19 protein-coding genes are annotated in these 21599 nt (G+C 69.8%); 11 read left to right on the top strand and 8 right to left on the bottom strand.

Annotated elements, in window-relative coordinates; translation table 11 throughout:
- Positions 1 to 92 precede the first annotated feature (92 nt).
- Positions 93 to 1373, top strand: a complete 1281-nt coding sequence (locus PKE85_RS05335; protein ID WP_271203736.1) for an AmpG family muropeptide MFS transporter — start codon at positions 93 to 95, stop codon at positions 1371 to 1373.
- Between the two features lie 59 nt (positions 1374 to 1432).
- Positions 1433 to 1981: a formaldehyde-activating enzyme gene (locus PKE85_RS05330; RefSeq protein WP_271203735.1), complete on the top strand. Its 549-nt coding sequence runs from the start codon at positions 1433 to 1435 to the stop codon at positions 1979 to 1981.
- A 180-nt stretch (positions 1982 to 2161) separates the two neighbouring features.
- On the opposite strand, the gene PKE85_RS05325 is transcribed toward PKE85_RS05330, so the two are convergent.
- Positions 2162 to 2398, bottom strand: coding sequence for a YbdD/YjiX family protein (locus PKE85_RS05325; RefSeq protein WP_271203734.1), 237 nt, complete (start codon positions 2396 to 2398; stop codon positions 2162 to 2164).
- Positions 2399 to 2403: 5 nt separating this feature from the next.
- Positions 2404 to 4455: a carbon starvation CstA family protein gene (locus PKE85_RS05320; protein ID WP_271203733.1), complete on the bottom strand. Its 2052-nt coding sequence runs from the start codon at positions 4453 to 4455 to the stop codon at positions 2404 to 2406.
- A gap of 217 nt (positions 4456 to 4672) precedes the next feature.
- Here PKE85_RS05320 and PKE85_RS05315 point away from each other — a divergent pair, with 217 nt between their 5' ends.
- The 6 genes from PKE85_RS05315 to PKE85_RS17655 all read left to right on the top strand — a co-directional run bounded on the left by PKE85_RS05315 (position 4673) and on the right by PKE85_RS17655 (position 12208).
- Positions 4673 to 5596 (top strand): LysR family transcriptional regulator, encoded by a 924-nt coding sequence (locus PKE85_RS05315; RefSeq protein WP_271203732.1) that lies wholly within the window; start codon positions 4673 to 4675, stop codon positions 5594 to 5596.
- Positions 5597 to 5830: 234 nt separating this feature from the next.
- The gene (locus PKE85_RS05310; RefSeq protein WP_428981315.1) at positions 5831 to 6331 is read left to right on the top strand and encodes a formate dehydrogenase subunit gamma; all 501 of its coding nucleotides are present in this window, start codon (positions 5831 to 5833) and stop codon (positions 6329 to 6331) included.
- On the top strand, positions 6328 to 7884 hold the full coding sequence (locus PKE85_RS05305; protein ID WP_271203730.1) for a formate dehydrogenase beta subunit: 1557 nt from the start codon (positions 6328 to 6330) through the stop codon (positions 7882 to 7884). The genes PKE85_RS05310 and PKE85_RS05305 overlap by 4 nt, the downstream gene beginning before the upstream one ends.
- Positions 7885 to 7895: 11 nt before the next feature.
- Positions 7896 to 10736 carry a formate dehydrogenase subunit alpha gene (gene fdhF / locus PKE85_RS05300; protein WP_271203729.1) on the top strand — a complete coding sequence of 947 codons (2841 nt, stop codon included), beginning with the start codon at positions 7896 to 7898 and terminating at the stop codon, positions 10734 to 10736.
- A gap of 261 nt (positions 10737 to 10997) precedes the next feature.
- The gene (gene fdhD, locus PKE85_RS05295; RefSeq protein WP_271203728.1) at positions 10998 to 11840 is read left to right on the top strand and encodes a formate dehydrogenase accessory sulfurtransferase FdhD; all 843 of its coding nucleotides are present in this window, start codon (positions 10998 to 11000) and stop codon (positions 11838 to 11840) included.
- Positions 11841 to 11851: 11 nt separating this feature from the next.
- Entirely contained in the window at positions 11852 to 12208 is a 357-nt protein-coding gene (locus tag PKE85_RS17655) for a formate dehydrogenase subunit delta (RefSeq protein ID WP_309299065.1), read from the top strand.
- 170 nt (positions 12209 to 12378) lie between these two features.
- Here PKE85_RS17655 and PKE85_RS05285 read toward each other — a convergent pair whose 3' ends face one another.
- Together PKE85_RS05285 and topA are read right to left on the bottom strand one after the other, a co-directional pair.
- A complete protein-coding gene (locus tag PKE85_RS05285) occupies positions 12379 to 12729 on the bottom strand; it encodes a hypothetical protein (protein WP_271203727.1) in 351 nt (116 codons plus the stop codon).
- A 23-nt stretch (positions 12730 to 12752) separates the two neighbouring features.
- Entirely contained in the window at positions 12753 to 15425 is a 2673-nt protein-coding gene (gene topA / locus PKE85_RS05280; RefSeq protein WP_271203726.1) for a type I DNA topoisomerase, read from the bottom strand.
- A gap of 189 nt (positions 15426 to 15614) precedes the next feature.
- On the opposite strand from topA, the gene PKE85_RS05275 reads away from it, so the two are divergent.
- Positions 15615 to 15842: a hypothetical protein gene (locus PKE85_RS05275; protein ID WP_271203725.1), complete on the top strand. Its 228-nt coding sequence runs from the start codon at positions 15615 to 15617 to the stop codon at positions 15840 to 15842.
- Here the strand turns inward: PKE85_RS05275 and dprA are convergent.
- From dprA to PKE85_RS05255, 4 genes are read right to left on the bottom strand one after another with little or no spacing between them, the layout of a single operon-like run.
- Positions 15816 to 16940: a DNA-processing protein DprA gene (gene dprA / locus PKE85_RS05270; protein WP_271203724.1), complete on the bottom strand. Its 1125-nt coding sequence runs from the start codon at positions 16938 to 16940 to the stop codon at positions 15816 to 15818. The genes PKE85_RS05275 and dprA overlap by 27 nt on opposite strands.
- A 7-nt stretch (positions 16941 to 16947) precedes the next feature.
- On the bottom strand, positions 16948 to 17574 hold the full coding sequence (gene plsY / locus PKE85_RS05265; protein WP_271203723.1) for a glycerol-3-phosphate 1-O-acyltransferase PlsY: 627 nt from the start codon (positions 17572 to 17574) through the stop codon (positions 16948 to 16950).
- Between the two features lie 37 nt (positions 17575 to 17611).
- The gene (gene pyrC / locus PKE85_RS05260; protein WP_271203722.1) at positions 17612 to 18907 is read right to left on the bottom strand and encodes a dihydroorotase; all 1296 of its coding nucleotides are present in this window, start codon (positions 18905 to 18907) and stop codon (positions 17612 to 17614) included.
- Between the two features lie 4 nt (positions 18908 to 18911).
- Positions 18912 to 19868, bottom strand: a complete 957-nt coding sequence (locus PKE85_RS05255) for an aspartate carbamoyltransferase catalytic subunit (protein ID WP_271203721.1) — start codon at positions 19866 to 19868, stop codon at positions 18912 to 18914.
- A gap of 214 nt (positions 19869 to 20082) precedes the next feature.
- On the opposite strand from PKE85_RS05255, the gene PKE85_RS05250 reads away from it, so the two are divergent.
- Both PKE85_RS05250 and PKE85_RS05245 read left to right on the top strand, forming a co-directional pair.
- Positions 20083 to 20502 (top strand): hypothetical protein, encoded by a 420-nt coding sequence (locus PKE85_RS05250; protein WP_271203720.1) that lies wholly within the window; start codon positions 20083 to 20085, stop codon positions 20500 to 20502.
- A 342-nt stretch (positions 20503 to 20844) separates the two neighbouring features.
- Complete coding sequence (locus PKE85_RS05245) at positions 20845 to 21411, top strand: hypothetical protein (RefSeq protein WP_271203719.1); 567 nt, start codon at positions 20845 to 20847, stop codon at positions 21409 to 21411.
- Positions 21412 to 21599: the final 188 nt, after the last annotated feature.

Raw genomic sequence — 21599 nt, 5'->3', positions numbered from 1 at the left:
GAATGCCGGCGGCTGCGATTGGCGCTAAGACAGGGCGCGGCCGCGCGAATCGCCGCGCGGCGCGAAGGGTTCCGTCCCCGGGGGAGGCCGCCTTGTCCGATCACGCCGCAGCTCCGTCCGCGCCGCGCGCGCCAGGCGCGTCGATCGGCCTGAAGCGTTTCGCGGCGGGCGTGCTGGGCTACGCCTCGGGCCTGCCGTTCCTGCTGGTGCTTGGCACGCTCGCCATCTGGCTGCGCGAGGCGGGGGTAGGCTTAGCCGAGATCGGCCTGATGTCCTGGGCCAGCATCGCCTACAGCCTGAAGTTCATCATCGCGCCGTTCCTCGACGCCTATGCGCTCGGGCCGCTCGGCCGCGCGCTTGGCCGGCGCCGGGCATGGATCTTCGTGCTTCAGCTCGGCGTCTCAGGCGGGCTGGCGCTGATGGCGTTCTGCGACCCGACGGTGAGCCTGCCGGTGATGGCGGCGGCCTGCTTCGCGGCGGCGCTGTTCTCGGCGGCTCAGGACGCGGCGATCGACGGCTGGCGCGTGGACGTGGCCGAAGCCGAGCAGCAGGGCGTGCTCGCCGCCGGCTACCAGCTCGGCTACCGGCTGGCGGTGCTGACCTCCGGCGCGGGCGCGCTGTTCATCGCCGAGGGCTTCGGCTGGAACGCCAGCTATCTCGCCATGGCGGCGATCATGCTGGTGGTGGCGGCGCTGACCGTCCTGCTGATTCCGCCCTCCGCGGACCGGGAGCACGCCCGGACCGAAGGCTCGCTGCTCGAGGCGCCGGTCCGCGATCTGATCCTGCTCGTCACCACGATCCCGCTCGCCATCCTGTGCCTGATCGGGCTCTACCGCATGCCGGACCTGCTGGCGGGGGTGATGGCGCAGGCGCTCTACGTGGACACCGGCTTCAGCAAGGCGGAGATCGCCAGCGTCTCCAAGGTGTTCGGCGTGGCGCTCACCATCGGCGGCGCCTTCCTCGGCGGTTTCCTGCTGACGCGGCTCTCCATGCGCGCGGTGCTGGTGATCGGCATCGTGGCGTCCTCGACCACCAACCTGCTGTTCGCGACCCTGCATGGCGTGGGCCACGAGATCTGGATGCTGGCGCTCGCCATCTGCTTCGACAACGTGGCGTCCGGCATCGCGGGCACGGCGCTGATCGCATTCATGTCGAAGCTCGCGGCGTCGGAGTTCTCCGCCACCCGCTACGCGGTGCTGAGTTCGATCTACGCGCTTCCCGGGCATCTGGTGGGCGGATTGTCGGGTTATGCGGTGGACGCGGTCGGCTATGGGCCGTACTTCATCGCCACCTTCCTGTCGGGCCTGCCCGCGCTTCTGCTCTGCCTGCGCCTGCCGGCCGAGCGCGCGCCGGCGAAGCCTGCGGAAGCCTGAGACGTAAAGGCCTTCGCGCGCCGTTCGCGTGAGGGCCGTGGACGCATGAGGAGATGTTGATGTCCAACCGCATCGTTCTGCGCGCCGGCGAGGCGCTGGTCGCCGGCGGCCCTCCCGGAACCGCGGCCGAGCCGGAGGTGGTGATCGGCGAGCTGGACGGCCCGGTCGGGACCGCGCTCGCGACCCTGACCGGCGATCAGGTCGCCGGCCATACCCGCGTGTTCGCGCTGCTCAACACCGACATCATGGTGCGGCCGATCACGCTCTGCGTGTCGAAGGTGACGGTCGACAATCCGCGCTACACGAACATCCTGATGGGCACGGTGCAGTTCGCGATCGCCAACGGCGTGCTGGACGCGGTGCGCGAGGGCTACATCCCCAAGGAGAAGGCCAACGACCTCGGCATCATCTGCTCGGTCTGGCTCGCGCCCACGATCGTCGACGTGGAGAACCTCGACCACAAGGTGCTGTTCGACATCCATCGCCGCGGCATGACCCAGGCGATCCGCAAGGCCATGTCGAACGAGCCCACCATCGACTGGCTGCTGGAGAACCAGGATAGCATCACCCACAAGTACTACCAGATGGGCCTCGACGGTAAGGTCTGAGCGCACGCTCGGAATATGACTGCAACGCGCCATTAAAGCTCACGTCATGCCTGCGATGCGCGGGCATGACGGCGGACTGAATGTCCAGACAGCGTCTGAGCTCTTGGCGAAGGCGGAATGAGAAAGGGCGCGGAGCTGGTCGGCTCCGCGCCCTTATCTTGTTTGTCCGCTCGTGCGCCGTCAGCAGCAGCGCATGACGCCCGTGTGGTTTCCGCCGCCGTAGCGGCGGTCCTGGGCGTCCCGGAAGAACGCGCTGCGATCCATGGGCTCCGTGTCCGGGTGGTTGGCCCGGACATGGGCCACATAGCGCTCGTAGTCGGGCAGCCCGACCATGAGATGCGCGGTCTCGCGCGCCGCGCGACAGGCGCAGAGCAGCGGGTCGAGCCTGAGCCGCGCCGCCTCCAGCGTCCGCCGCATCGGCCTCACTCCGCCGGCACGCCGTGGATCTCGTTCACCGTCGCCGAAGGCGAGCGCAGCGCGACGAGAATCCAGCGGATGCCGAAGCCGACCATGACGATGACCACGGCCATGAAAGCGACGGTCAGTCCGGCGTTGACGTAGTCGTTGAACACGATGCGGCCCATCTGCTCGATCGACTTGGCCGGGGCCAGAACCTGCCCCTGCGCGGCGGCGTCGCCGAACTTCCTGGCGTGGGCGAGGAAGCCCACCGCCGGCGACGGGTGGAACAGCTTCTGCCAGCCGGCGGTCAGCGTGCAGATCAGCAGCCACACCGTCGGCACGATGGTGACCCACGCGTAGCGCTCGCGCTTCATCTTGAACAGCGCCACGGTGCACAGCGTCAGCGCGATCGCGGCCAGCATCTGGTTGGAGATGCCGAACAGCGGCCACAGCGTGTTGATGCCGCCGAGCGGATCCACCACGCCCTGATACAGGAAGTAGCCCCAGGCCGTGACCGCGAGGCCGGTCGCGATCACGTTGGCGGTCCACGACTTGGTGTCGCGGAACTTCGGGGTCACGTTGCCGAGCAGGTCCTGGATCATGAAGCGGCAGACGCGGGTACCGGCGTCCACCGTGGTCAGGATGAACAGCGCCTCGAACAGGATGGCGAAGTGGTACCAGAACGCCATCAGCGCTTCGCCGCCCACGAGCTGGGACAGGATGTGCGACATGCCGACGGCGAGGGTCGGCGCGCCGCCGGCGCGGGACAGCACGGTGCTTTCGCCCACCTGCTGCGCAAGCAGGCTGAGTTCGGCCGGCGTGATCTGGAAGCCCCAGGACGACACGGCCGCGGCCGCGGTCTCAGGCGTCGTGCCGATCAGCGCCGCCGGGCTGTTCATGGCGAAATAGACGCCCGGCTCAAGCACCGAGGCCGCGATCAGCGCCATGATGGCCACGAAGCTCTCGGTGAGCATCGCGCCGTAGCCGATGAACTTGGCCTGGGTCTCGTTCTCGATCAGCTTCGGCGTGGTGCCGGAGGCGATCAGCGAGTGGAAGCCGGAGACGGCGCCGCAGGCGATGGTGATGAACAGGAAGGGGAAGATGGCGCCGGCGAAGACCGGGCCGGTGCCGTCGATGAACTTGGTGACGGCGGGCATCTTCACGTCCGGCATCACCACGAGGATGCCGATGGCGAGGCCGACCACGGCGCCCACCTTCAGGAAGGTGGAGAGGTAGTCGCGCGGCGCGAGCAGCAGCCACACCGGGATGACCGAAGCCACGAAGCCGTAGCCGATGATCATCAGCGCGATGGCTTCGCCCTTGAAGGTGAACAGCGGCGCGAGCGTCGGGCTTTCCGCCACGTGCTGGCCGTAGACGATGGAGGCGAGCAGCAGCACGACGCCGATCAGCGACACCTCGCCCACATGGCCCGGCCGCAGGAAGCGGCTGTAGAGGCCCATGAACAGCGCGATCGGGATGGTCGCGGCCACCGTGAACATGCCCCAGGGCGAGCCCACCAGCGCCTTCACCACCACCAGCGCCAGCACCGCCAGCAGGATGATCATGATCAGAAGGATGCCGATCTGGGCGATGATGCCCGCGGTCGCGCCCATCTCCTGGCGGATGATGTCGCCGAGCGAGCGGCCGTCGCGCCGGGTGGAGAGGAACAGAACCAGGAAGTCCTGCACCGCGCCGGCGAGAACCACGCCGACGATGATCCACAGCGTGCCGGGCAGGTAGCCCATCTGCGCCGCGAGCACCGGGCCGACCAGCGGGCCGGCGCCGGCGATCGCCGCGAAGTGGTGGCCGAACAGGACGTATTTGTTGGTGGGAACGTAGTCGAGGCCGTCGTTCAGGCGCTGCGCCGGCGTGGCGTAGGCCGGATCGAGCCGCAGCACGTTGTTGGCGATGAACAGCGCGTAATAGCGGTAGGCGACGAGATAGGTGGAGACCGCCGCCACGACGATCCAGAGAGCGCCGATCGACTCGCCGCGGTGAAGCGCGACCGTTCCGAGCGCGAACGCTCCGATGAACGCCAGAATGGCCCACGGAAGGTGGGAGCGGACGAAGGACATGTGTTGAGCGCCTCCCCGGCGTGCTGCGGCTCATTGACCCGTGAGCCTTTGAACCTGCATACGCCGAAAGGATAAGGATCGTAAACGCCGTTTCCGGGCTGATCTGGCGCAATTTTCGTGCGAAACTGGCATGCCAGCGCCGTTTTTCGCCTTTGGCCGGTCTCCTGCCATATAATCGCGCGCCAGGCCGGTGTGGCCGACTCGCTTTCGGACGGCCATGCTCGACAAGCTCGACTTTCTGCTCGCCCTCGCCCAGGAGCGTCATTTCGGCCGCGCCGCGGAGGCCTGCGGCGTCACCCAGCCCACGCTCTCCGCCGGCGTCAAGCAGCTCGAGGACGCTCTCGGCGTGCGGCTGGTGGAGCGCGGCTCGCGCTTCCACGGCTTTACCCCAGAGGGGGAGAGGGCGCTGGAATGGGCCCGGCGCATCGTGGGCGACGCCCGCGCCATGCGGCAGGACATCGACGCCCTGAAGCGCGGCGTGGTCGGCCATCTGCGGATCGCGGTGATCCCCACCGCGCTGCCCATGGTGTCCCAGCTCACCACGCCCTACCGCGCCCAGCACCCGGACGTGCGCTTCACCATCGTCAGCAGCACCTCGGGCGAGATCGGCGACGCGCTGGACAATCTCGAGGTGGACGCCGGCATCACCTATCTCGACAACGAGCCGCTCGGTCGGGTGTCGGTGACGCCGATCTGGCGCGAGGGCTACCGCCTCATCACTTCGGCGGATGGCGCGCTGGGCGACCGGGACGTGGTGACGTGGCGCGACGTGGGGCGGCTGCCGCTCTGCCTGCTGACGCCGAACATGCAGAACCGCCGCATCGTGGACACGCTGCTCAAGGACGCAGGCGTCGCCGCCGCGCCGACGCTGGAGTCCAACGACACCGTGGTCCTGCTCAGCCATGTGCGCACCGGCGCCTGGTCGAGCGTGCTGCCCCAGAGCTTCGGCGAGACCATGGGGCTGCCGCCGAACATCCGCTCCATCCCCATCGTCGAGCCGGAAGTGGTGCACACCGTGGGACTGGTCGCGCCGCATCGCGACCCGCAGACGCCGGCCACCACCGCTCTGGTCACGATCGCCAAGGGACTCGCGGCGCGACTCGGCGCCGTGACGCCGGGCGCCATAGCGGCGTCGATTTAAGCTCCTCCCGCATCGCCTGTTCAGAAAAATTCAAAACAGCGCGACGGGCGGCGGCAGGGGTCTCTGGCATGCCAACCCCTTTGGATCGCTTCTAAAATCGTTTTACCCACTTGATGGATCGCCCAGGCCGATAGATATGTTCTATCGGCTGACGGGATACGCGCATTGATAACTCAGGGCGTTGGAGCCAGAATTTGGAATAACAAGAATTATATATGGAGGACGCGAGCCATGATGAGCGGGGCATCCGTCTCAGGATCGCGGCATGCGCACGAAGCGTGGTCGCCGGAGCGCGGTCGCGAGATCATCGCCGATCACCTCGCCCTGGAGGGGGCGACCATGCCGATCCTGCACGCCATGCAGGAGACGTTCGGCTATGTGCCTCAGGACGCGATCCCGCTGATCGCCGACGCGATGAACCTGTCGCGCGCCGAGGTCCATGGCGTCTTCACCTTCTACCATGATTTCCGGCACGAGCCCGCCGGCCGCCACATCGTCAAGGTGTGCGTCGCCGAGGCGTGCCAGGCCGCCGGCGCCCGCGACACCTCGCCGAAGTTCGAGAAGGCGCTGGACTGCGCCTTCGGCGAGACCCGGCCCGACGGACAGGTGACGCTGGAGCCGATCTACTGCCTCGGCCTGTGCGCCTGCGGCCCGTCCGCCATGGTGGACGGCCGGCTGGTTGGGCTGATCGACGACGAGGCGATCGCGGAGATCGCGGCGGAGGTGCGGTCGTGAGCGTCGTCATCTACGTTCCCGGCGACGCCGCGGCGGTCGCCGTCGGCGCCGACCGGGTCGCCAAGGCCATCACGGAAGGGCTCGCCCGTCGCGGCGTCGAGGGCCGCGTGGTGCGCAACGGCTCCCGCGGCATGATCTGGCTGGAGCCGCTGGTGGAGGTGGTCACCGCCGCCGGCCGCGTCGGCTACGGCCCTGTGAAGCCCAGGGACGTGGAGGCGCTGCTGGACGGCGGCCTGCTCGACGGCGCCGGCCACGACCTCCGTCTCGGCGACGTGGAGAAGATCCCGTTCTTCGCCAAGCAGGAGCGTTTCACCTTCAAGCGCGTGGGCGTGACCGATCCGGTCTCGCTCGACGACTACCTCGCCCATGGCGGCTACAAGGGCCTGGAGCGCGCCATCGCCATGGGCCCGGCCGACACGGTGGAGGAGGTGTTCAACTCCGGCCTGCGCGGCCGCGGCGGCGCAGGCTTCCCCACCGGCATCAAGTGGCGCACCGTCGCCGCCTGCGCGCCGGGCAAGAAGTACATCGTCTGCAACGCGGACGAGGGCGACTCCGGCACCTTCGCCGACCGCATGATCATGGAGGGCGACCCCTTCCAGCTGATCGAGGGCATGACCATCGCCGGCGTCGCCGTCGGCGCGGACATGGGCTACGTTTACTGCCGCTCGGAGTATCCGCACGCGGTGATCGCCATGAACAAGGCGATCCAGGCCGCCCGCAAGGCCGGCTATCTCGGCCGCGGCGTCGCCGGCTCCCAATACGACTACGACATGGAGGTGCGCGTCGGCGCCGGGGCCTATGTCTGCGGCGAGGAGACCTCGCTGCTGGAGAGCCTCGAAGGCCGCCGCGGTCTGGTGCGCGCCAAGCCGCCGCTGCCGGCCCACAAGGGCCTGTTCGGCAAGCCGACCGTCATCAACAACGTGCTGTCGCTGGCGGCGGTGCCCTTCATCCTGTCGGAAGGCGCCAAGGCCTATGCGGACGTGGGCTTCGGTCGCTCCCGCGGCACCATGCCGATCCAGCTCGCCGGCAACATCAAGTACGGCGGTCTCTACGAGATCGCCTTCGGCGTGACGCTGGGCGAACTGGTGGAGGAGGTCGGCGGCGGCACGTTCACCGGCCTGCCCGTTCGCGCGGTGCAGGTGGGCGGCCCGCTCGGGGCCTACTTCCCCCGCGCGCTGTTCGACACCCCGTTCGACTACGAGGCCTTCGCCAAGAAGGACGGCCTGATCGGCCACGGCGGCATCGTGGTGTTCGACGACAATGTGGACATGGCCAAGCAGGCCCGGTTCGCCATGGAGTTCTGCTCGGTGGAGAGCTGCGGCAAGTGCACGCCCTGCCGCATCGGCTCCACCCGCGGCGTCGAGGTGATGGACAAGATCATCGCCGGTGTCGAGCGCGAGAAGAACCTCGCCATTCTCGAAGACCTTTCGCACACGATGAAGCTGGGCTCGCTCTGCGCTCTGGGCGGCTTCACTCCCTATCCCGTCATGAGCGCGCTCACCCATTTCCCCGAGGATTTCGGTCGCGGCCCCATGCCGCTGGCCGCGGAGTGAGGAGGCCCGCCATGTCTCTCGTGACTGAAATCGACTACGGCACCCCTGAGGTCAAATCCGACGTAATGGTCACGCTGACCATCGACGGCCAGAAGGTGACGGCGCCCGAGGGCACGTCCATCATGCATGCGGCCATGCTGGTGGGTAACAAGATCCCGAAGCTCTGCGCCTCCGACAATCTGGAGGCCTATGGCTCCTGCCGCCTCTGTCTGATCGAGATCGAGGGCCGCAACGGCACGCCGGCCTCCTGCACCACGCCGGTGGCCGAAGGCATCGTGGTCAAGACCCAGACCCCCCGCCTGAAGCAGCTGCGCCGCGGCGTGATGGAGCTCTACATCTCCGACCACCCGCTCGTCTGCCTGACCTGTTCGGCCAACGGCGACTGCGAGCTGCAGGAGCAGGCGGGCGTCGTCGGCCTGCGCGAGGTGCGCTACGGCTATGAGGGCGAGAACCACCTCGTCTCCAAGAAAGACGAGTCCAACCCGTACTTCACCTACGACGCCTCCAAGTGCATCGTCTGCTCGCGCTGCGTCCGCGCCTGCGAGGAGGTGCAGGGCACCTTCGCGCTGACCATCTCCGGCCGCGGCTTCGACAGCCGGGTGTCGCCCGGCATGGACGAGCTGTTCATGCAGTCGGAATGCGTGTCCTGCGGCGCCTGCGTGCAGGCCTGCCCGACCGCGACGCTGCAGGAGAAGTCGGTCATCGAGATCGGCACGCCCGAGCATTCGGTGGTCACCACCTGCGCCTATTGCGGCGTGGGCTGCACCTTCAAGGCCGAGATGCGCGGCGACGAGCTCGTCCGCATGGTCCCGTGGAAGGACGGCAAGGCCAACCACGGCCACTCCTGCGTCAAGGGCCGCTTCGCCTACGGCTACGCCCAGCACAAGGAGCGCATCCTCAAGCCGATGATCCGCGCCAAGATCACCGATCCGTGGCGTGAGGTGTCGTGGGAGGAGGCGATCGAATACGCCGCCACCGAGTTCAAGCGCATCCAGGCCAAGTACGGCCGGTCGTCCATCGGCGGCATCACCTCCTCGCGCTGCACCAACGAGGAGACCTATCTGGTCCAGAAGCTGGTGCGCGCCGGCTTCGGCAACAACAACGTGGACACCTGCGCCCGCGTCTGCCACTCGCCCACCGGCTACGGCCTGAAGACGGCGTTCGGCACCTCCGCCGGCACCCAGGACTTCGACTCGGTGGACGAGAGCGACGTCATCCTGGTCATCGGCGCCAACCCGACCGACGGCCATCCGGTGTTCGGCAGCCGCATGAAGCGCCGCCTGCGCCAGGGCGCGAAGCTGATCGTGATCGACCCGCGCCGCATCGATCTGGTGAAGAGCCCGCACATCCGCGCGGACTACCACCTGCCGCTGAAGCCGGGCACCAACGTCGCCATGGTCACGGCGCTCGCCCATGTGATCGTGACCGAGGGCCTGATCGACGAGGCGTTCGTGCGCGAGCAGGGCGATCTCGAGACCTTCCAGGCCTGGGCCGAGTTCGTGGCCGAGGAGCGGCATTCGCCGGAGGCCACCGAGTCCATCACCGGCGTGCCGGCGAACCTCGTGCGCGGCGCGGCCCGGCTCTACGCCACCGGCGGCGACGCGGCGATCTATTACGGCCTCGGCGTCACCGAGCACAGCCAGGGCTCGACCACGGTTCTCGGCATCGCCAACCTCGCCATGGCCACCGGCAACATCGGCCGCAACGGCGTGGGCGTGAACCCGCTGCGCGGTCAGAACAACGTGCAGGGCTCGTGCGACATGGGCTCGTTCCCGCACGAGTATCCGGGCTACCGACACGTCTCCGAGGACAACGTCCGCGAGATGTACGAGGCGCTGTGGGGCACGCCGCTCGATCCCGAGCCCGGCCTGCGCATCCCGAACATGCTGGACGCGGCCGTGGACGGCACCTTCAAGGGCCTCTACGTGCAGGGCGAGGACATCGCCCAGTCGGATCCGGACACCTACCATGTGGCCTCGGGCCTCGCCTCCATGGAGTGCGTGATCGTGCAGGACCTGTTCCTGAACGAGACCGCCAACTACGCCCATGTGTTCCTGCCGGGCTCGTCCTTCCTGGAGAAGGACGGCACCTTCACCAACGCCGAGCGCCGCATCCAGCGCGTGCGCAAGGTGATGGCCCCCAGGGCGATCTACGCCGACTGGGAGGTGACGCTGATGCTGGCCAAGGCCATGGGCTACGCCATGGACTACGGCCATCCGTCCGAGATCATGGACGAGATCGCGGCGTCGACCCCGAGCTTCGCCGGCGTGTCCTTCAGGGCGCTCGATGAGAAGGGCTCGGTGCAGTGGCCGTGCAACGAGGCCGCGCCGGACGGCACGCCGATCATGCACATCGGCGGCTTCGTCCGCGGAAAGGGCAACTTCGTCATCACCGAATATGTCGGCACCGACGAGAAGGTGGGGCCGCGCTTCCCGCTGCTTCTCACCACCGGCCGCATCCTCAGCCAGTACAACGTGGGCGCGCAGACCCGGCGCACAGAGAACTCGCGCTGGCATGAGGAGGACGTGCTCGAGGTCCATCCGGCGGACGCCGAGAACCGCGGCGTGCGCGACGGCGACTGGGTGACGCTGCGCAGCCGCGCCGGCGAGACCACGCTGAAGGCCAAGGTCACCGATCGCGTGGCGCCGGGCGTGGTCTACACCACGTTCCACCACCCGACGACCCAGGCCAACGTCATCACCACCGACTTCTCGGACTGGGCCACCAACTGCCCGGAGTACAAGGTGACGGCGGTGCAGATCTCGCCCTCCAACGGGCCGAGCGCCTGGCAGGAAGGCTACGAGGAGCACTCCCGCAGCAGCCGGCGCATCCTGCCCGAAGCGGCGGAGTGATCCGCGGGTTTCCCGGCTTACGAACAGCCTCCGGGCGGCGGATGTCCGCCGCCCGGGGCGACCAGAGCGGAACCGCCTGAAACCTACGGCGTCGTCCTGGCCTTGAGCCGCGACCGGCAGGCGCCGAGGGACGAAAGTCAGACGCCGCCCGCATCGTCCCGTTCGTCCGCGCTGCGGCTCCGATGTCCGGCCCGGCGGCCGGGACGAGCAAGGGGACGTCTCCCGCTTCAAAGGCCCGGCCAAGGCGCCCATATTCACCCCATGACCGAGCTTCCAGCCCCCATCGTCCGCCTGTCCCGCGCCGTCTGGCGCGACGGCGAACTGCGCGAGACTTCGGAGCGGGCGACGCCGGCCGAGACTCCGATCGCGCTGGTCTATGACGGCGGCACGCAGGCGGTGATGATGGCGAGCCCGGCGGACGTCGAAGACTTCGCCGTCGGCTTCAGCCTGACCGAGGGCATCGTCGCCGATGTCTCCGAGATCGAGAGCCTCGAGGTTGTCGATCAGGGCGTCGGTCTCGAAGCGCGGATGTGGCTCGCCAAGAATCCGTCCCGCGATCTCGGGGCGCGCCGCCGGGCGCTGGCGGGCCCCACAGGCTGCGGCCTGTGCGGCGTGGACAGTCTGGCGCAGGCGGTGAGGCCCGCGCGGATCGTCGAAGCCGAAACAGCATTTTCCGCCAGCGAGATACACGAGGCGCTTCAGGCGCTGTGGAAGGCGCAGGCGCTGAACTTCGCCACCCGCGCGGTTCATGGCGCGGGCTTCTACGTTCCCGGCCGCGGCCTGATCGCCGTGCGCGAGGACGTGGGCCGCCACAACGCGCTCGACAAGCTGGCCGGCCATCTGGCGCGAAGCGGCGAGGACGCCGCGCCGGGCTTCGTGGCGCTCACCAGCCGCGTCTCGGTGGAGATGATCCAGAAGGCGGCCATCATCGGAACCGGCCTCGTGGTCGCGGTCTCCGCGCCGACGGCGCTCGGCGTCGCCATGGCGGAGCAGGCCGGCGTCACCCTCGTCGCCATCGCCCGCGACGACGGCTTCGAGGTTTTCACCCACCCCCATCGCATCGTCGCGGACAAGGCGCCGGAGAGCGCCCTCCGTCAGGTTTGAGGAACGCGCCCATGGCCCACGCCCACGAAACCCTTCCCGGCGTCCCCGAGATCGACGGCCGCGAGCACAAGTCGACGCTCGACCGTCTGATCTACATGGCGAACCAGATCGGCTGGTTCTTCAGGAGCCAGCCCAAGGAGAAGATCATCCCCGGCATCGTGGATCACATCCAGCATTTCTGGGATCCGCGCATGAAGAAGGAGATCTACGCGCATGTGGGGACCGGCGGCGCAGGGCTGGAGCCGGAGCCGCTGGAGGCGCTGCAGATCCTGAAGAAGGCGGCGGAAGGCAAGATCGCCACCTATGGCGAGGCCGAGCGCGTGGCGACGCCAGAGCCCCGCACCGGCGAGTCCTATCAGGGCGGCTGACGCCTCTGGCGCTTTTGGCCTGGTCCTGACCTGATCGGAGATCGCGACACGCCGGCGGCGCCGAACGCAGCGTCGTCGGCCTCGCCTTATTCCGTCACGCTATGGACGGCCGGGGATCGCGCGCGGCCGGAGCAAAGGTCGGCGCGATCCGAAGCGGCGCGCGTCACGGGTCACTTCCCCGGCGTGGTCAGGTGCTCCAGCAGGGCGACGGCGGCGCGCTCCACGGTCATGAGCGGGTTGGCCTCGCACCAGGCGTTGACCCATTTGGTCAGCGCCTCGGCGTTGATGTCCACGTCCTTGCGGAGTTCGATCCCTTCCCGGCCAAAGGCCGCGCCGGTGACGAAGGCGTGCGCCCAGGACTGGTACGCTTCCGATTTGGCCTGGTCCGTGCGCTGGGCGTCGGTCCAGGCGCCGCAGGTCTTGGCGCCGATGCCCCAGACCACATAGGTCCCGGCGGCCTGCGCCGACGATGCGGCGAAGCCGGCGGCGAGCGCCGCCGCGAACGCAAACTGACGGATCATTCTGTTCCTCCCCGAGGCCGCTCTTATTCGGCGGCCTTCTTCGTGGTCTTCGCGGCGGGTTTCTTCGCGGCGGGCTTCTTGGCCGCCGTGGCTTTTTTCGCCGCCGGCTTGTCCGCGGCCGCCTTGGAGGCGGATTTCGTCGCGGCCTTGCGCGCCGGTTTCTTCGCCCCGCCGGCGGCCGCCTTGGCGTCCACCAGCTTGATCGCCTCGTCGAGCGTGAGCGCGTCGGCGTCCACGCCCTTGGGCAGGGTGGCGTTGACCTTGCCGTGCTTCACGTAAGGCCCGTAGCGCCCCGCATGCACGGTGACGGCGCCGCCGTCCGGATGGTCGCCGAGCGCGCGGCCGGCCGCCGCGCCGCCGCGTCCCGCGCCGCGCTTCTCCTTCTTTTCGGCGATGACCGCGACCGCCCGGTTCAGGCCGACCTCGAACACCTCCTCCACCGAATCCAGATTGGCGTAGGAGCCGTCGTGGGACACGTAAGGCCCGTAGCGGCCGATGTTGGCCTCGATCGGCAGTCCCGATTCCGGGTGCAGGCCCACGAGCCGCGGCAGCGACAGCAGCCGGAGCGCCGCCTCCAGATCGAGCTCGGCGGCGGACCAGCCCTTGGGCAGAGAGGCGCGCTTGGGCTTCTCCTTCTCCACCGGCTCGCCGAGCTGCACGTAGGGCCCGAAGCGGCCGGCGCGCAGCGTCACGTCCAGCCCGGTCTTCGGGTCCTGCCCCAGCAGCTTCACGCCGTCCGGGCCGGCCGCCTGTCCGTCCTCGCCGCCGCTGTCCGCGCCGAGCGGGCGGGTGTAGCGGCATTCGGGGTAGTTGGAGCAGCCCACGAAGGAGCCGAACTTGCCGAGCTTCAGCGAAAGCTGGCCCGTGCCGCAGGTGGGGCAGGCGCGGGGGTCGGAGCCGTCCGCTTTCGGCGGGAAGATGTAGGGGCCGAGGATCTCGTTCAGCGCGTCGATCACCTGCGCGAAGCGGAGCTCCTTGGTGCTGTCCACCGCGCCGATGAAGTCGCGCCAGAAGTCGCGCAGCACCTCTTTCCAGTCGAGTTCGTTGTTGGAGACCTTGTCGAGCTTCTCCTCGAGCGCGGCGGTGAAGTCGTACTCCACATAGCGGTCGAAGAAGCTCTCGAGGAAGGCGGTCACCAGCCGGCCCTTGTCGTCCGGGACCAGCCGCTTCTTGTCGAGCTTGACGTATTCGCGGTCGCGCAGCACCGCGAGGGTCGCGGCGTAGGTGGAGGGACGGCCGATGCCGAGCTCCTCCATGCGCTTCACCAGCGCGGCCTCGGTGTAGCGGGGCGGCGGCTCGGTGTGGTGCTGGGCGGCGGCGACGGGGCCGACCCGGCGCAGCGGATCGTTCGCCGCCATGGCGGGCAGGCGCTTGGCCTCCTCGTCCTCCTCGTCGTCGCGGCCTTCCTGATAGAGCGCGAGGAAGCCGTCAAAGGTGACGACGGTGCCCGTGGCGCGCAGCTCGATCGGCCGTCCGGAGCCGGTGGCCGAGATGTCGACCGTGGTGCGCTCCACTTCCGCCGATTCCATCTGGCTCGCCACGGTGCGCTTCCAGATCAGCTCGTAGAGCCGGGCCTGATCGTCGTCGAGGCGGCGCGCCATCTCGCGGGGCGTGCGGCGCGGGTCGGTCGGGCGCACGGCCTCGTGGGCCTCCTGCGCGTTCTTGGCCTTGACGGTGTATTTGCGCGGGCTGCCCGGCAGGTAGCGGGCGCCGTAGTCGGAGCCGATCAGCGAGCGGACGGCGGACACCGCGCCCGGATCCATGTCGACGCCGTCGGTTCGCATGTAGGTGATGAGGCCGACGGTCTCGCCGCCGATGTCGATGCCCTCGTACAGCCGCTGGGCGATCTGCATGGTGCGGTTCGGCGCGAGTCCGAGCTTGCGGCTCGCCTCCTGCTGCAGCGTCGAGGTGGTGAAGGGGGGAGGCGGGTTGCGCCGGCCGGGCTTGGCCTCGACGTTCGCGACCTTGAGGTCGGAGGCCTCGATCGCCGCCTTCAGCGCCAGCGCGGTCGTCTCGTCCGGCACGTCCAGACGGCCGATCTTCTTGCCGTCGGCGGCGGAGATGCGCGCCTCGAAGGTCTCGTTCTTCGGCGTCGCGAGCGTCGCCACCAGCGACCAGTACTCGCGGGGGACGAAGCGCTCGATCTCGGCCTCGCGGTCGCAGACGAGGCGCAGCGCCACCGACTGCACGCGGCCGGCCGAGCGCGCGCCCGGCAGCTTGCGCCACAGCACCGGCGACAGGTTGAAGCCCACGAGATAGTCCAGCGCCCGACGGGCGAGGTAGGCGTCCACCAGCCCCGCGTCGATCTCGCGCGGCTTCTTCATGGCGTCGAGAATCGCCTGCTTGGTGATGGCGTTGAACACCACCCGCTCCACGGGCTGGTCCTTCAGCGCCTTCTTGGCGCGCAGCACCTCCAGCACATGCCAGGAGATGGCCTCGCCCTCGCGATCCGGGTCGGTGGCCAGAATGAGACGGTCGGCGCCCTTCACGGCGCGCGCGATCTCGTTCAGGCGCTGCGCGGCCTTGCCGTCCACCTCCCACAGCATGTGGAAGTCGGCGTTGGGATCGACCGATCCGTCCTTCGCCGGCAGGTCGCGCACATGGCCGTAGGAGGCCAGAACCTCATATCCGGGCCCGAGATATTTGTTGATCGTCTTCGCCTTGGCGGGCGACTCGACGATGACGACGCTGTTCATGAAGCGGGAGCCCCTTCTCCGCGCCGGCGGTCGATCCGGCGGCGGCGAACATGGGGAAGCGGTTTGCCGGTGTCAAATGCCCGAACGCCGAAGCCGGTGCGGAAAAGAACACCAATGGTTGTGTTTTTTTATTTTATGTACTTTAGGATGCGAAATGCAGCGGCGCGGCATTGGAAGGGGAACGCCACCATGACGAAGGACGGCGAAAGGCGCGCTGGCGAGGATCGCCCGTCGTCCCGCGCGGAGACCGCCGCCTATCTGGAGGCGATGGCGGAGGACATGGTGCGTCTCGCCCGGCGCTCGGGCCTTCCGACGCTGGCCTATCTGCTGGACATGGCCCGCATGGAGGCGCGGACCCACGCGGGCCGGGACGCCGGAGCCTCCGCCGGGTCAGCCCCAGGCCTCGGGGACGCGTAGCGTCACCTGTCCCCCCGGCAGGCGCTCCAGCCGGCCGGCGAGTTCGAGCTGCAGCAGCGCCACCTGCACCGTGCGCGCGTCCCGCTCCGCATGACGGACCAGGGCGTCGATGGTGGTGGGCGAAGGACCGAGCAGGCCGAGCACCACGGCCATGTCGTCGTCGCCGGGCTCCGCGGGGGTGAAGGGGGCCGCGTCGCCCTGGCCGAGCAGGATGGGCGCGGGGATGTCGCGCTCCCGCGCCACCAGCGGCCGCAGGGCCTCCAGCACATGATCGACCCGCGCCACCAGGGTCGCGCCCTCGCGCAGCAGGGCGTTCGTGCCCTCGCAGCGCGGATCGAGCGGCGAGCCGGGGGCGGCCATCACCTCGCGCCCAAGCTCGGCGGCGAGACGGGCGGTGATCAGCGAGCCGGAGCGCATGGCCGCCTCCACCACCACCACGCCCAGCGACAGGCCGGCGATGATGCGGTTGCGGCGGGGGAAGTCGCGGCCCCGCGGCTGCCAGCCGAGCGGCATCTCCGTCACCAGCGCGCCGCTGTCGCAGATGCGGCGGGCGAGGTCGGCGTGTTCGGGCGGATACAGCCGGTCGAGCCCGCCGGCGAACACCGCCACGGTGCCGGTCTCCACCGAAGCCGCGTGGGCGGCGGCGTCCACGCCGCGCGCGAGGCCCGAAGCCAGCACCCAGCCGGCGGCGCCGAGGCCTTCCGCCAGCCGGGCGGCGAAGGTGCGGCCGGAGGAGGAGGCGTTGCGGGCTCCGACGATTCCGACCGTCGGCCGGTTCAGCGCCTCGGCGTTTCCCGCGAGGGTGAGCAGCGGCGGCGCGCCCTCGACGCTCGCGAGCAGCGCGGGGTAATCCGGCTCGCCCAGCGCCACGAGGCGGGCGCCGCGCCGCTCGCAGGCGGCGATCTCGTCCTCCGCCTCCGCGACGGAGGCGATGCGGATGGCGCGCCCGCCGCGGCGGGCGAGGTCCGGCGCGGCCTCGAGCGCGGCCTGCGCCCCGCCGAAGTGGTTCACCAGATCGCGGAAGGTGCGGGGGCCGACGTTCTCGGAGCGGATGAGGCGCAGCCACGCGACGCGCTGTTCGGGCGAGAGGCGCGGCATGGCGGCGTCACCCGCCGCGGCTGGGCGAAGCGCCGCCCTTGTCGCCGATCCGGCTCTCCCGGCCGGCCAGCAGGCGGGCGATGTTCTCGCGGTGGAACAGCCACAGCCCCGCCGTCATGACGGCGAACGCCGACGCGGTAAGCCACCCGGACGTGACGGCGAGCAGGATCGGCGCGGCGAGGCTCGCCGCCAGCGCCGAGGCGGAGGAGTAGCGCGTGGCCTTGGCCACGATCAGCCACACGGCCGCGAAGGCGAGCGCCACGGGCCAGGCGACGCCGAGCAGGGCGCCGAGATAGGTGGCGACGCCCTTGCCGCCCCGGAACCCGAGCCAGACCGGGAACACATGGCCCACGAAGGCCGCGGCGCCGGCCGCGAGCCCGGCCGTGGGGCCGAACAGCGCCGAGGCCGCCAGCACGGCGACGGTCGCCTTCAGCATGTCGCCGATCAGGGTCGCGGCGGCGAGGCCCTTGCGGCCGGTGCGCAGCACGTTGGTGGCGCCGATGTTGCCGGAGCCGATGGCGCGCAGGTCGCCCGCGCCCGCGAGCTTGGTGACCAGCACGCCGAAGGGAATGGAGCCGGCGAAGTAGCCGAGCGCGAGCGCGGCGGCCAGTGCGGGAAGGGTGATGTCCGTCATGAAGGTCCGAAGCGGAAGGCGGCCGGCGGCGGTCGCGTCAAGCGTAAGGATAGACGGTGTGTCCGGCAACGACCGTGCGCAGCGCCCGGCCCTGAAGCCTAGCCTGATCGAACGGCGTGTTCTTGGATTTCGACTTCAGCGTCGCCGCGTCCAGCACGAACGGGGCGTCGAGGTCGATCAGCGCCAGGTCCGCGGGCGCGCCCACCTTCAGCGCGCCGCCGGGCAGGCGCAGCAGCTCCGCGGGCCGGGTGGACATGGCGTGGAGCAGGCGATGCAGCGTCACGTCGCCGCCGTGGACCAGCCGGAGGCCCGCCGACAGAAGGGTCTCCACGCCGATCGCGCCGTCGTCGGCCTCGGCGAAGGGACGGCGCTTGGTCTCCACGTCCTGCGGATCGTGGCCCGAGCACACCACGTCGATCACGCCGTCCGCCAGCGCCTGCACGAGGGCGCGGCGGTCGTCCTCCCGGCGCAGCGGCGGGGCCAGCTTGAAGAAGGTGCGGTATTCGCCGACGTCGTTCTCGTTCAGCGTCAGATGCGCCGCCGAGACGCCGCAGGTGACGGGCAGGCCGCGTTTCTTCGCGTCCGCCACGATCGCCACGCTGTCGGCGCAGGTGATGAGGCTGGCGTGGTAGCGCGCGCCGGTCAGCGCCACGAGGCGCACGTCGCGCTCCAGCACCAGCGCTTCGGCCGCGGCGGGGCGGCCGGGCAGGCCGAGCCGACTCGCCAGTTCGCCCTCGTTCATGGCGCCGCCGGCGGAGAGCTCCGCGTCCTCCACATGGTGGCAGATCAGGGCGTCGAAATCCCGGGCGTAGATCATGGCCCGGCGCATGACGCGCGCGCTCGCCACCGACCGCGGCCCGTCGGAGAACGCCACGGCGCCCGCCTCCAGCAGCAGGCCGACCTCCGTCATCTCCCGGCCTTCGAGGCCCTTGGTGAGCGCGGCCAGGGTGTGGATGCGCACGCTCGCCGTGTCGCGGGCGCGGCGGGTCAGGTAGTCGACGATCTCCGGCGCGTCCACGGGCGGCGTGGTGTCCGGCCGCGCCACGATGGCGGTGACGCCGCCGGCCGCCGCGGCGCGGCTTGCCGTGGCGAGCGTCTCGCGGTGCTCGGCGCCGGGCTCGCCCACGAAGGCGCCGAGGTCGATCAGGCCGGGCGCCAGCACATGGCCGCCGCAGTCCACCTGTTCGGCGCGGGCGGCGGGACGGACGTCGGGGCCGACCTCGGCGATGACGCCGTTGTCGACCAGCAGCGAGCCGATCTCGTCGCGGCCGCTCGCCGGGCAGACGAGGCGGGCGTTGACGAACTGGAGCGGGCGGGAGGCGTGGGTCAGCATGGCGTCACGCGGCGTTGGGCAGGCGTCGGCCGAGGGTCTCCAGCACGGCCATGCGCACTGCGACGCCCATCTCCACCTGATCGCGGATGAGCGAGCGCGGCCCGTCGGCCACGTCGGAGGCGATCTCCACGCCGCGGTTCATGGGGCCGGGATGCATCACCACGGCGTCGGGCTTCGCATAGGCGAGCTTGGCGTCGTCGAGGCCGAAATGCTTGAAGTACTCCTTCACGGACGGCACGAAGGAGCCGTTCATGCGCTCGAGCTGCAGCCGCAGCATCATCACCACGTCCACGCCCTCGAGACCCCGGCGCATGTCGCGGAACACGGTGACGCCGAGCCGCTCCACATCCGCCGGCAGCAGGGTGGAGGGGGCGATGACGCGCACCCGCGCGCCGAGCGCGTTCAGCAGCAGGATGTTGGAGCGGGCGACCCGGCTGTGCAGCACGTCGCCGCAGATCGCCACCACCAGCCCCTCGATGCGGCCCTTGGCGCGGGTGATGGTGAGCGCGTCCAGCAACGCCTGGGTCGGGTGCTCGTGGGCGCCGTCGCCGGCGTTCACCACCGAGCAGTCCACCTTCTGCGCCAGCAGCGCCACCGCGCCGGCCGCATGGTGGCGCACCACGATGATGTCCGGCCGCATGGCGTTCAGGGTCGCGGCGGTGTCGAGCAGGGTCTCGCCCTTTTTGATCGACGAGTTGCCGACCGCCATGTTCATCACGTCGGCGCCGAGCCGCTTGCCCGCGATCTCGAACGAGGACTGGGTGCGGGTGGAGTTCTCGAAGAACAGGTTGATCTGGGTGCGGCCGCGCAACGTGGCGCTTTTCTTCTCCACCTGCCGGCTGAGCGACACCGCGTCTTCGGCGGAAGCGAGAAGGCCCTTGATGTCCGCCGGCGACAGCCCGGCGACGCCGAGCAGGTGACGGTGCGGGAACGGCGGGTGGGGGTGCGCGGGATCGGCCATCAGGATCGGTCTCATAGCCTCTCGCGGCCGCATGCGGCAAGGGTTCCGCGACCGCCGTCCCCATGACCCGAAGGCGGCGCCCGCCCGCCGGCGAGCGGACTTGCGGGCGGGCGTGAATGGAGTACCTTTCGTAGCCGAGGGACATGCGCGCGCCGCGCGCGAGGACGCCGGTCGCATGGACGACGGCGGGCGCGGCGCGGAAGGAGATTCACGAATGAGCTCGGTTCTGAAGCGGACTCTTGCGGTGGCCGGCGTGCTGGGCGTCGCGCTCGCCGCCGTCGCCCCGGCGCAGGCGGCGTGGGTGGGTTCGCCCGCCGCGGTGGAGCAGGCCCGCACGGCGCAGGCGCAGCTGGTGGACTGGCGCGACCGGCGCTACGGCGGCGGCTACCGCCATCACCACCATCGCGGCGACCGCGCGGCCGGCTACGCCGCCGCCGGCGTGCTGGGCCTCGCGGCCGGCGCCCTGATCGCCGGCTCCGCCAGCCGCGACCGCTACGATTACGAGGACGACTACTACGCGCCGCGCCGGGTCTATGTGGAGCGTCCGCGCTACTACAACCGCTGCAAGGTGGTGCGCTGGGGCGAGGACCGCTGGGGCGAGCCGGTGCGCGTGGTGACCTACCGCCCCTGCTGAAGACCCGTTTTCAAATTCGAGCGCGCCGTGATGCCCGGGCTTGTCTCGGGCATCACGGCTGGTTCCTCTGTCAAAACAGGCTTTTGGGGGCGCTGCAGACGCAGCGCGGCGGCCCTCACTCAATCGGAGACAGTCAGGCCCGCGCTTCCGGCGCGGGCCTTTGTTTTCGGCGGGCTCTTCGTATCACGCCGGCGTGATACTGCGCGCAGGTCAAACAACAATGCCGTTGGCGTGAAACCAAATCCGGGCGATGCGCGTTAGGGGTATGGCCGCCGCCGCGCCCGCGTCGACGCGCAGGCGGCCGATGAGGGCGGGAAACAGCTCGACAGGAGGCACACTCTCATGACGTCGGTTCGAAACGCTCTGCTTGCGGGCGCCTGCGCGCTCGGCGTGGCGTTCGGAGCGCTGCCCGCCGAGGCCGCTCCCGCCACCCGCGCGCCCGCCACGGTCGCCGGCATTCCCATGGATCAGATCCAGACCGTCGGCCATCGCGGCGGCCATTGGCGCGGCGGCGGTGGCCGCCATTGGGGCGGCGGCGGTCGTCACTGGGGAGGCGGAGGCCGCCATTGGGGCGGTGGACGCCACTGGGGCGGCGGCGGTCGTCACTGGCGCGGAGGCCGCGGCTACTACGGCGGCGGCTATTACGGACACCGGCGCTATTACGGCTATCGCCGCGATCGCGGCGGCTATCTGGCGGCCGGCGCCCTTGGCCTCGCCGCCGGCGCGATCATCGCCGGAAACAGTTACGACTATTACGACCGGCCCTATTACTCGGGCGGCTATTACCGTCCCTATCGCGGCGACCGTTACTACCGCCGCGCCTACTACGGTTCGGAGTGCAAGATCATAAAGACACGGCGCGACCATTACGGCCGCCGCTACACCACGGTCCGCTACCGTCCCTGCTGACGGCGGAGCGCGGTGAATCCAGACGTCCCGCATGAGAGCGCGTCGCCCCCTCGGGCGGCGCGCTTTTTATCGGACGGGGACGCGCTGGCGGCTTGTTCGGAGCATATGGCAGCGTGCGATTTAAGCTCCCGTCATGGCCGCCAGAGGCGGATATTCTTGAGTTTTCGCCGAGCAGAAACCCAAGAACT

The organism is Methylopila jiangsuensis (assembly GCF_027922305.1).
Taxonomy (GTDB): Bacteria; Pseudomonadota; Alphaproteobacteria; order Rhizobiales; family Methylopilaceae; genus Methylopila; species Methylopila jiangsuensis.
The sequence above is the reverse complement of the archived record's forward strand: the minus strand, read 5'-3'. Positions and strand labels throughout refer to the sequence as shown.

What these genes read in the sequence shown, in the direction of transcription:
- PKE85_RS05310 (WP_428981315.1), top strand. Translation starts at nt 5,831, where the DNA reads ATGAGCGGGGCATCCGTCTCAGGATCGCGGCATGCGCACGAAGCGTGG.
- PKE85_RS17655 (WP_309299065.1), top strand. Translation starts at nt 11,852, where the DNA reads ATGGCCCACGCCCACGAAACCCTTCCCGGCGTCCCCGAGATCGACGGC.
- PKE85_RS05245 (WP_271203719.1), top strand. Translation starts at nt 20,845, where the DNA reads ATGACGTCGGTTCGAAACGCTCTGCTTGCGGGCGCCTGCGCGCTCGGC.
- topA (WP_271203726.1), bottom strand. Translation starts at nt 15,425, where the DNA reads ATGAACAGCGTCGTCATCGTCGAGTCGCCCGCCAAGGCGAAGACGATC.
- PKE85_RS05275 (WP_271203725.1), top strand. Translation starts at nt 15,615, where the DNA reads ATGACGAAGGACGGCGAAAGGCGCGCTGGCGAGGATCGCCCGTCGTCC.
- PKE85_RS05320 (WP_271203733.1), bottom strand. Translation starts at nt 4,455, where the DNA reads ATGTCCTTCGTCCGCTCCCACCTTCCGTGGGCCATTCTGGCGTTCATC.
- PKE85_RS05325 (WP_271203734.1), bottom strand. Translation starts at nt 2,398, where the DNA reads ATGCGGCGGACGCTGGAGGCGGCGCGGCTCAGGCTCGACCCGCTGCTC.
- plsY (WP_271203723.1), bottom strand. Translation starts at nt 17,574, where the DNA reads ATGACGGACATCACCCTTCCCGCACTGGCCGCCGCGCTCGCGCTCGGC.
- PKE85_RS05255 (WP_271203721.1), bottom strand. Translation starts at nt 19,868, where the DNA reads ATGGCCGATCCCGCGCACCCCCACCCGCCGTTCCCGCACCGTCACCTG.
- fdhD (WP_271203728.1), top strand. Translation starts at nt 10,998, where the DNA reads ATGACCGAGCTTCCAGCCCCCATCGTCCGCCTGTCCCGCGCCGTCTGG.
- dprA (WP_271203724.1), bottom strand. Translation starts at nt 16,940, where the DNA reads ATGCCGCGCCTCTCGCCCGAACAGCGCGTCGCGTGGCTGCGCCTCATC.
- PKE85_RS05330 (WP_271203735.1), top strand. Translation starts at nt 1,433, where the DNA reads ATGTCCAACCGCATCGTTCTGCGCGCCGGCGAGGCGCTGGTCGCCGGC.
- PKE85_RS05315 (WP_271203732.1), top strand. Translation starts at nt 4,673, where the DNA reads ATGCTCGACAAGCTCGACTTTCTGCTCGCCCTCGCCCAGGAGCGTCAT.
- pyrC (WP_271203722.1), bottom strand. Translation starts at nt 18,907, where the DNA reads ATGCTGACCCACGCCTCCCGCCCGCTCCAGTTCGTCAACGCCCGCCTC.
- PKE85_RS05285 (WP_271203727.1), bottom strand. Translation starts at nt 12,729, where the DNA reads ATGATCCGTCAGTTTGCGTTCGCGGCGGCGCTCGCCGCCGGCTTCGCC.
- fdhF (WP_271203729.1), top strand. Translation starts at nt 7,896, where the DNA reads ATGTCTCTCGTGACTGAAATCGACTACGGCACCCCTGAGGTCAAATCC.
- PKE85_RS05250 (WP_271203720.1), top strand. Translation starts at nt 20,083, where the DNA reads ATGAGCTCGGTTCTGAAGCGGACTCTTGCGGTGGCCGGCGTGCTGGGC.